This is a genomic window from Actinomadura gamaensis (genome assembly GCF_042652125.1).
Lineage (GTDB): Bacteria > Actinomycetota > Actinomycetes > Streptosporangiales > Streptosporangiaceae > Spirillospora > Spirillospora gamaensis.
Map to the genome: position 1 here is coordinate 611,502 of NZ_JBHSIT010000006.1, position 8,835 is coordinate 620,336.

At 71.9% G+C, this 8,835-nt stretch carries 9 protein-coding genes and 1 rRNA gene; 6 read left to right on the forward strand and 4 right to left on the reverse strand.

The genetic code is table 11. The features are described from left to right. Positions 1 to 5: 5 nt before the first annotated feature. Together paaB and paaA are read right to left on the reverse strand one after the other, a co-directional pair. Complete coding sequence (gene paaB / locus ACFPCY_RS23260; protein WP_378258409.1) at positions 6 to 293, reverse strand: 1,2-phenylacetyl-CoA epoxidase subunit PaaB; 288 nt, start codon at positions 291 to 293, stop codon at positions 6 to 8. Next, a complete protein-coding gene (gene paaA, locus ACFPCY_RS23265; protein ID WP_378258411.1) occupies positions 290 to 1,342 on the reverse strand; it encodes a 1,2-phenylacetyl-CoA epoxidase subunit PaaA in 1,053 nt (350 codons plus the stop codon). Before paaA ends, paaB begins: the two co-directional genes overlap by 4 nt. Positions 1,343 to 1,431: 89 nt before the next feature. Between paaA and paaI the strand changes: the two genes are divergently transcribed. Next, positions 1,432 to 1,863 carry a hydroxyphenylacetyl-CoA thioesterase PaaI gene (paaI, locus tag ACFPCY_RS23270; protein ID WP_378258413.1) on the forward strand — a complete coding sequence of 144 codons (432 nt, stop codon included), beginning with the start codon at positions 1,432 to 1,434 and terminating at the stop codon, positions 1,861 to 1,863. Between the two features lie 5 nt (positions 1,864 to 1,868). Beyond that, positions 1,869 to 2,477 carry a TetR/AcrR family transcriptional regulator gene (locus ACFPCY_RS23275; protein WP_378258415.1) on the forward strand — a complete coding sequence of 203 codons (609 nt, stop codon included), beginning with the start codon at positions 1,869 to 1,871 and terminating at the stop codon, positions 2,475 to 2,477. 36 nt (positions 2,478 to 2,513) lie between these two features. On the opposite strand, the gene ACFPCY_RS23280 is transcribed toward ACFPCY_RS23275, so the two are convergent. Beyond that, positions 2,514 to 2,720 carry an I78 family peptidase inhibitor gene (locus tag ACFPCY_RS23280; protein ID WP_378258417.1) on the reverse strand — a complete coding sequence of 69 codons (207 nt, stop codon included), beginning with the start codon at positions 2,718 to 2,720 and terminating at the stop codon, positions 2,514 to 2,516. 153 nt (positions 2,721 to 2,873) lie between these two features. On the opposite strand from ACFPCY_RS23280, the gene ACFPCY_RS23285 reads away from it, so the two are divergent. The 3 genes from ACFPCY_RS23285 to ACFPCY_RS23295 all read left to right on the forward strand — a co-directional run bounded on the left by ACFPCY_RS23285 (position 2,874) and on the right by ACFPCY_RS23295 (position 7,192). Further along, positions 2,874 to 4,244: a nucleobase:cation symporter-2 family protein gene (locus tag ACFPCY_RS23285; RefSeq protein WP_378258419.1), complete on the forward strand. Its 1,371-nt coding sequence runs from the start codon at positions 2,874 to 2,876 to the stop codon at positions 4,242 to 4,244. A 180-nt stretch (positions 4,245 to 4,424) separates the two neighbouring features. Continuing rightward, positions 4,425 to 5,633, forward strand: coding sequence for a lipase family protein (locus tag ACFPCY_RS23290; protein WP_378258421.1), 1,209 nt, complete (start codon positions 4,425 to 4,427; stop codon positions 5,631 to 5,633). A 119-nt stretch (positions 5,634 to 5,752) separates the two neighbouring features. Next, a complete protein-coding gene (locus ACFPCY_RS23295) occupies positions 5,753 to 7,192 on the forward strand; it encodes a pyridoxal-dependent decarboxylase (protein WP_378258423.1) in 1,440 nt (479 codons plus the stop codon). A 49-nt stretch (positions 7,193 to 7,241) separates the two neighbouring features. On the opposite strand, the gene ACFPCY_RS23300 is transcribed toward ACFPCY_RS23295, so the two are convergent. Beyond that, positions 7,242 to 8,087: a patatin-like phospholipase family protein gene (locus tag ACFPCY_RS23300; RefSeq protein ID WP_378258425.1), complete on the reverse strand. Its 846-nt coding sequence runs from the start codon at positions 8,085 to 8,087 to the stop codon at positions 7,242 to 7,244. A gap of 626 nt (positions 8,088 to 8,713) precedes the next feature. On the opposite strand from ACFPCY_RS23300, the gene ACFPCY_RS23305 reads away from it, so the two are divergent. Continuing rightward, a 16S ribosomal RNA gene (locus ACFPCY_RS23305) occupies positions 8,714 to 8,835 on the forward strand; the annotation flags it as partial.

Here is an 8,835-nt window from a genome sequence, read left to right on the forward strand (position 1 = left end):
CCTCCCTAGATGTGCGGGACGTCGTCGGGGATGTCGTAGAACGTCGGATGCCGGTACACCTTGTCGCCACTCGGCTGGAAGAACGGGTCCTTCTCGTCCGGCGTCGAGGCGGTGATGTCCGACGAGCGGACGACCCAGATCGACACGCCCTCGTTCCGGCGCGTGTACAGGTCGCGCGCGTGCGTCAGCGCCATCCGCGCGTCGGCCGCGTGCAGCGACCCGACATGGACGTGGTTCAGGCCGCGCTTGCCGCGCACGAACACCTCGAACAGCGGCCAGTCCGCATTGCTCACGACGCCTCCCGATCGTGTTTCCGGTCCCGATCGTGTCCCCGGTCCCGGTCCCGGTCCCGGTCCCGCCTCGCGGCCTGCTTCGCGGCGTGCGCGGCGGCGGCCTCGCGGACCCACGCGCCGTCCTCGTGCGCCCGGCGGCGGCGCTCGATCCGCTCCTCGTTGCACGGGCCGTCCCCGCTGATCACGCGCTTCAGCTCGTCCCAGTCCGGGGTGCCGAAGTCGTACCGGCCGCGCTCGGCGTTCCAGCGCAGCTCCGGATCGGGCAGCGTGACGCCCAGCTTCTCCGCCTGCGGGACGGTCATGTCCACGAACCGCTGCCGCAGCTCGTCGTTGCTGTGCCGCTTGATCTTCCAGGCCATCGACCGGGCCGAGTTCGGGGACGCCTCGTCCGGCGGCCCGAACATCATCAGCGACGGCCACCACCAGCGGTCCACCGCGTCCTGGACCATCGCGCGCTGCGCCTCGGTGCCGCGCATCATCGTCAGCAGCAGCTCGTAGCCCTGCCGCTGGTGGAACGACTCCTCCTTGCAGATCCGGACCATCGCGCGCGCGTACGGGCCGAAGCTGCTGCGGCACAGCGGCACCTGGTTGCAGATGGCCGCGCCGTCCACCAGCCAGCCGATCACCCCGACGTCGGCGAACGACAGGGTCGGGTAGTTGAAGATCGACGAGTACTTCTGCCGGCCCTCGATCAGCCGCCGGGTCAGGTCCGCGCGGTCCACGCCGAGCGTCTCCGCCGCCGCGTACAGGTACAGGCCGTGGCCCGCCTCGTCCTGCACCTTGGCGAACAGGATCGCCTTGCGGCGCAGCGACGGCGCGCGGGTGATCCACGCGCCCTCCGGCTGCATCCCGATGATCTCCGAGTGCGCGTGCTGCGCGATCTGCCGGACGAGGGTCTTCCGGTACGCGTCCGGCATCCAGTCGCGCGGTTCGATCCGCCGGTCGTGCGCGATCACCTCGTCGAAGTGCGCCTGGAGGCGGTCCGCGTCCGCCCCGCCGCCCGCTCCGCCGCCCGGCCCGCCGCCCGCGTCGGTCGTGGTCTGCGTCATCGGCCCCACTTCCTTACCGACCATTCGTTCAGTAATTAGTCTGGGGGATGGCACCCGTCCACGGCAAGACACCCCCGGAGGGACCGGACATGACCGACACGCACGAAGGCCCGGTGCGGGCGATGATGCACGCCGACCGGGCCTCCGCCGAACTCGGCATCGAGCTGCTGGACGCCGGCCCCGGCACCGCCGACCTGCGGATGACCGTCACCGAGAGCATGGTCAACGGGCACGGCCTCGCCCACGGCGGGTACCTGTTCCTGTTCGCCGACACCGCCTTCGCGTGCGCCTGCAACAGCCACGGGCCGGTCACCGTCGCCGCCGGCGCCGACATCACCTTCGTCGCGTCCGCCTACGCCGGGGACGTCCTGCACGCCGAGGCCCGCGAGCGCGTCCGGTACGGCCGCAGCGGCGTCTACGACGTCACGATCCGCCGCGGGGACGAGATCGTCGCCGAGTTCCGCGGCCGGTCGCGCGAGCTCGCCCGCCGCGGGAACGGTCCCGAGGCTGTGTCACAGTGACGGGCATGAGCACCACACCGGTCACGGGAGGACGGCGCGGACGCCCCGGCTACGACCGCGCCACCCTGCTGGACGTCGCCGTCGCCGCGTTCAACGAGCGCGGCTACGACGGCACGGGCATGGAGGAGCTGTCCCGGCGGCTCGGCATCACCAAGTCCGCGATCTACCACCACGTGTCCGGCAAGGAGGAGCTGCTCGAACTGGCCGTCAACCGCGCCCTGGACGCGCTGTTCGCCGTGCTCGACGCCGAGCTCGACCGGCCCGTCACCGCCACCGAGCGGCTGGAGCGGACCGTCCGGGGAGCGGTCCGGGTCCTGGTCGACGAGCAGCCCTACGTGACGCTGCTGCTGCGGGTGCGCGGCAACTCCGCGGTCGAGCGGCGCGCCCTGGAACGCCGCCGCGAGTTCGACCACCGCGTCGCCGAGCTGGTCGCGCGCGCCGCCGCCGAGGGCGGCGTGCGCGACGACGTCCCCCCGGGCTTCGCCGGACGCGTCCTGTTCGGCGCGGTCAACTCGCTCACCGAGTGGTACCGCCCCGACGGCGGCATGACCCGGGACGCCGTGGCGGACGGCCTGGCCCGCCTGCTCTTCGAGGGCCTCCGCCGCCCGTCCTGACCCGCCCGCCCCTCCGGGCAGCGCCGAATGGGCGGGTCACCCGGCCCAGGTCTCGGTGACCCGGCCGTCCACGACGGTGAAGTTGATCCGGCCCTGCCGGTACTCCATCGTCACCACCGCGCCCGGCGGCAGCCGCCGGACGACCGTCCAGCCGTTGCCCCGCGCCCGGTCCTCGGCCTCGTCGGCGGGGAGGCCCGCGTAGGCGGCCAGCGCCTCGTCCCGCTCCGGCTGCTCCAGCTCCATGCCGCCATGATCCGCCCGGCGTTTGCCGAGGTCAACCGGCCCCCACCGATAACTCCGGGCAAACCGGACGATAGGTTCTCCGCCTCGGCACCCCGCCCCCGGCCGGGGCCGCGACGCATGTCATTCACCTACCGTTCGAAAGGCAAGGCAGGCATGTCGGAGGAAGGCACGCGGAAGCACCCCGTGGACGAGGTGCTCCCCCTGCCCAGGCTGGCCCTCTACGGGTTCCAGCACGTCCTGGCGTTCTACGCCGGAGCCGTCGTCGTCCCCATCCTGGTGGCGAGCGGCATCGGGCTGTCCCCCCAGCAGCTCGTGTACCTGATCAACGCGGACCTGTTCACCTGCGGCATCGCCACGATCATCCAGGCGTGGGGCTTCTGGAAGATCGGCGTGCGGCTGCCCATCGTGCAGGGCGTCACCTTCACCGCGGTCGCGCCCATGATCGCCATCGGGCAGGGCGCGGCCACCCCCACGGCCGCGCTGCTCGCCATCTACGGCGCGACCATCACCTCCGGCGTCGTGATGTTCCTCGCCGCGCCCTTCCTCGGCCGCGCGCTGCGGCTGTTCCCGCCCGTCGTCACCGGCACCGTGCTGACGATCATGGGCCTGCTGCTCGTCCCGAACGCGCTCACCGACGCCGCGGGCGGCGCCGCGCTCAAGGGCAAGCCCGAGTTCGGGAGCTGGAAGCACCTCGCGTACGCGGGTGGAACGGTCCTTTTCATCCTGCTGCTGTACCGGCTGCGGCGGCCGTTCCTGTCGAGCGTCGCCGTCCTGCTCGGCCTCGTCGGCGGGACGGCCCTGTCGTGGCTGCTCGGCGACACCACCTTCGACCAGGTCGGACGGTCTCACTGGCTCGGCGTCACCACCCCGTTCCACTACGGCGCGCCGACCTTCCACATCGGCGCGGTCGTCGCGATGCTGCTGGTCATGATGGTGACCGTCGTCGAGACCGTCGGCGACTCCAAGGCCACCGGGCAGATCGTCGGCAAGGACGTCACCGACGGCGACGTCACCCGCGCCCTGCGCGCCGACGGCCTGTCCACCGTCCTCGGCGGGACGCTCAACGCCTTCCCCTACACCTGCTTCGCGCAGAACGTCGGGCTCGTCCGGCTCACCGGCGTCCGCAGCCGGTTCGTCGTGGTCGCCGCCGGGTTCATCATGATGGTCCTCGGACTGTTCCCGAAGGCCGCCGCCTACGTCGCGTCCATCCCGCCGGACGTCCTCGGCGGCGCGGCCATGGCCATGTTCGGCATGGTCGCGGTCGTCGGCATCCAGACCCTCGCGCAGGCCGACCTCCGCGACGAGCGCAACGCCCTCGTCGTCGGGACCAGCATCGGCATCGCGTTCGTGCCGGCCACGATCCCCGCGTTCGGCGAGCACATGCCCCGCGACGTCGCCGCCATCCTGAACAGCGGCATCACGCTGGGCAGCATCACCGCGATCGTGCTGAACCTCGTCTTCAACGTCCTCACCCGCAGGCCCCCGGCCCCCGTCGAGGAACCCGCCCCAGTCGCCGCCCGCTGAGTCGCACCGCCCCGGTCGCCGCGCGCTGACCGGTACCGGCCGGGCCCTGTCAGCCGTCTGACAGGGCCCGGCCTTTTTTCATCATCCGGCACCTATGCCGCAGCCGTGACTGCTGTCACATTGCGGGGGCACACGCCGGACGGCGCCGGCCGTCCGGCGGCCCACCCCGAGGAGGCCCAGGTGAGAACCCCCCGCGCGCTGGCCGTGATCGCGGCCGTCCTGGCCGCCGCCACGGCCGCGCTCCCGGCCGGAACGGCACGGGCGGACACCGTCCCGCCCGAGAAGGACGCCTTCTACCAGCCGCCCGCCCCGCTCCCGCCGGGACGACCCGGCGACGTCATCCGCTCCCGCGCCGCGAACTACCCGATGTCCTCGTCCGTGACGTCCACCCAGGTGCTCTACCGCTCGGTGAACGCGACCGGGAAGGACATCGCCGTCTCCGGGACCGTCCTGGTGCCGAAGACCCCCTGGAACGGCGGCGGCGCGCGCCCGCTGATCTCCTACGGCGTCGGGACGCGCGGCATCGGCGACGAGTGCGCGCCGTCCTACACCCTCTCCCAGGGCCTGGACTACGAGCAGTTCTTCATCAACGACCTGCTGAACAAGGGCTGGGCCGTCGCCGTCACCGACATGGAGGGCCTCGGCACCCCCGGCATCCACACCTACACGGTCGGGCAGTCCGAGGGCCGCGCCGTCCTCGACATGGCCCGCGCCGCCGAGCGCCTCCCGGCCGCCGGGCTGTCCGCCGACACCCCCGTCGGGCTCATGGGCTACTCGCAGGGCGGCGGCTCCACCGGCTGGGCCGCCGAGCTCGCCGCGTCCTACGCGCCCGAACTGAAGATCAAGGGCGCGAGCGCCGGCGGCGTCCCCGGCGACCTGGTCGCGGTCGGCAGGTTCCTGGACGGCAGCGTCGGCATGGGCCTGGCGTTCCTGTCCGCGGTCGGCTACGACACCGCCTACCCCGAGCTCAAGCTCGACGACTACCTGAACGACGCCGGCCGCAAGCTCCTGGCCGCCAACAGCAACGTGTGCCTGGTCGGCGTGGACGGCGTCGGCGCGATCACCAACACCGCCTTCCGCCACATCACCGACTTCACGACGAAGAACCCGCTCGACTCGCCCGCGTGGCTCGCGCGCTTCGCCGAGAACAGGCTCGGCGGCGTCAAGCCGTCCATGCCGGTCTTCCAGGGCCACGCCGCGGCCGACGAGCTCGTGCCCTACGCCCAGGCGGACGAGCTGCACAAGGCCTGGTGCAAGGCCGGCGCGAACCTGACCTGGGAGACCTACCCGCTCGCCGAGCACGTCCTCGGCATGGTCGACGGATGGCCGGACATGACCAACTTCCTGAACGACCGCTTCCAGGGCAGGCCCGTCACCGGCAACTGCTGACCCCGCGGCCCGCCGCCCACCTCTGGAAGCACGGGACGTCGCCTGCGTATGCTGCCCACGCCCGCACGAACCGGGGCAGATCCGGCGCGCGGAGCGTTCGTCCGAGCTGAGGAGGTGTGGTGGCGGGCCACATGACACCGGAGGAGTTCCGGCGGTACGGCAAGCAGGTCATCGACTGGATCGCCGACTACCACGAGTCGATCGAGTCCCGGCCGGTCATGTCGCGGGCGAGACCGGGCGACGTGCTGGCCGCGCTCCCCGAGCACCCGCCCGAGAAGGGCGAGGGCTTCGACGGCCTGCTCGCCGCCCTCGAACGGGACGTCGTGCCGGGTCTCACCCACTGGCAGCACCCCTCGTTCTTCGGCTACTTCCCGTCCAACGCCACCGGGCCGAGCATCCTCGGCGACCTGCTCTCCTCCGGGCTCGGCGTCCAGGGCATGATGTGGGCGACCAGCCCCGCCGCCACCGAACTGGAGACCCGCGTCGCCGACTGGACGGCCGAGCTCCTCGACCTGCCCGCCGCCTTCCGCGGCAACGGCGTCATCCAGGACTCGGCGTCCAGCGCCTGCCTCGTCTCGCTGCTGTCCGCCCTGCACCGCGCGGGCGGCGGAGCGCCCGGACGCGACGGCATCGACCGCCGCTACACCCTCTACATCAGCTCGCAGACCCACTCGTCGCTGGAGAAGGCCGCCCGCGTCGCCGGCGTCGGCGCGGCCAACGTCCGCGTCGTGGACGTCGACCCGGTCACCCTCGCCATGGACCCGGCCCACCTGGACGCCCTGATCACCGAGGACGTCGCCGCCGGAGCCACGCCCGCCATGGTCTGCGCGACCGTCGGCACGACCTCCACCACGGCCGTCGACCCCGTCCCCGCGATCGGCGAGATCTGCCGCAGGCACGACGTCTGGCTCCACGTGGACGCCGCCTACGCGGGCGTCGCCGCCGTCTGCCCCGAGTTCCGCTGGGTCAACGACGGGCTCGCCGAGTACGCCGCGTCCTACTCGACGAACCCGCACAAGTGGATGCTCACCAACTTCGACTGCACCCTGCTCTGGATGGCCGACCGCGCCCCCATGCTGGAGGCCCTGTCGATCCTCCCCGAGTACCTGCGGAACCAGGCGAGCACCTCGGGCGAGGTCATCGACTACCGCGACTGGCAGATCCCGCTCGGACGCCGCTTCCGGGCACTGAAACTGTGGTCGGTCATCCGCTGGTACGGGGCCGAGGGACTGCGCGAGCACATCCGCCTGGGCTCCCGCCTCGCCGACGAGCTCGCCGCCCTGATCGCCGCCGATCCGCGGTACGAGGTCCGCCCCGACCACCCGTTCGGGCTGGTCTGCTTCCGTCCCCGGTGGGACGGCCTGAGCGTCGAGGACGCCAACGCCGCCACCCTGGACGCGATGAACCGGCTCAACGCGTCCGGCGACCTCCTGCTCACCCACACCAAGGTCGACGGTCGCGTCCTGATGCGGGTCGCGATCGGCGGGACGAAGACCGAACGCCGCCACATCCTCGCCGCCTGGAACCGCATCCGCGAGGAGACGGCCTCTCCTCGCTGAGACGCGAACGGGCCGCCGCCCCCCGGTCGGGAAGGCGGCGGCCCGCGCGTTAGGCCTCGGCCGCCCAGTGCGCGGCGACCTCGGACGCCGCCGCCCGTCCCTGCGCACGGCCCGCCTCGGCGGACGGCACGCGGGTCTCGGGGGAGAGCGGATCGGTCCCGAACGCGGCGACGGACGCCTCGTCCGCGACGATCACATCGACCACGGCGCCCGCCTCCCGCAGCGCCGCGACCTGCTCGTCCAGCGCCGGATCGGTGAGCGGCGCCACGACCAGGACGCGCGCGGAACCCGCCGCCAGATCCGCGTTCACGATCGTCCGCATCCCGCCGTCGATGTACCGGGCGCCGTCGATCGTCACCGGCGGCCAGATCCCCGGGACGGCGCAGCTCGCCGCCACGGCGTCCACCAGCGGCACGCCGGACTCCTTCGTCCACACCACCGGCTCGCCCGTCGTGGCGTGCACCCCGGTGATCAGCAGCGGACGCTCCGGCCACGCGCGCACCGGAACCCGCCCCTCGATCACCGCGTACCGCTCCTCCTCCGGGACGGTCTCGGTGGCCAGCGCCTCAGCACCGACCCGGCGGCGGAGTTCGCCGGGGTCGGAGTACTCGGCCTGGAAGCGGGTGAACTGCTCCCACACCCGCTCCAGCGACACGCCTTCCGGGATGAACTCGCGGTTCTGCCGGGCGGGGTCGGTCTGCCGGGCGTACAGCTCGTCCGGCGCGAGCCCGGCCGCCACCTGCGCGGCGACCGACGAACCGGCGGACGTTCCCACGAGGAGATCGGCGCCGAGCACGTCGGCGCCGGCCTCGGCGAGCCCCACGAGCACGCCGACCTCCCACGCGATGCCCGCCACACCGCCACCGCCCAGCACCAGCGCCGTCCGTCCCGCCACGGGGTCCTCCCGAAGATCACTTGTAGCCATGTGTCCGGGCAGCGCCGACCGGGGCGGAGGTATTCCGGACGGGACCGGTTTGACATGCGCGCGGAGGAGCGCGTAAGTTGGCACCTCGTCCCCACGGGATGCAGGACGCGCGCTGTCGCCGCGGCCGACCGGGGGAAACCCACCACGATCATCAGGACACGGCGCTCAGTCGTGCCCTGCGAGTGGTGGCGCCAGAAAAGGCTCGATTTTGCGAATCGGATCGGATCTGGTGAAATAGAAGGGCCGCAGGGAACGGCCGCGAAAGCGGACGGGAACTGCGGAATCGGAATCGGCCGGAAATTGACAAGCCGGGCGGGACTGATAAAGTAAGCGAGTCGCCACGGAGCGAAGCCGCGGAGGAAGTCCGCGGGGGAGTTCGGTGGGTGTCCGTTTCTTGAGAACTCAACAGCGTGTTAAAAGCCAGTGCCTTTATAGATCAGGCGATGCGCCTGGTCACCCCGTGGCCTCGGATCCTTGTGGTTCGGGGTGGGGATTTCTTTGAGGCAAGCGGTCTTCGGATCGCATGCTGGGATCTTCGGATCCTTCATGAGGTTTGGCGGGTTCCGGGTTCGCCCCCGGGGCTTGTCGTTGGGACCTTGATGGAGAGTTTGATCCTGGCTCAGGACGAACGCTGGCGGCGTGCTTAACACATGCAAGTCGAGCGGAAAGGCCCCTTCGGGGGTACTCGAGCGGCGAACGGGTGAGTAACACGTGAGCA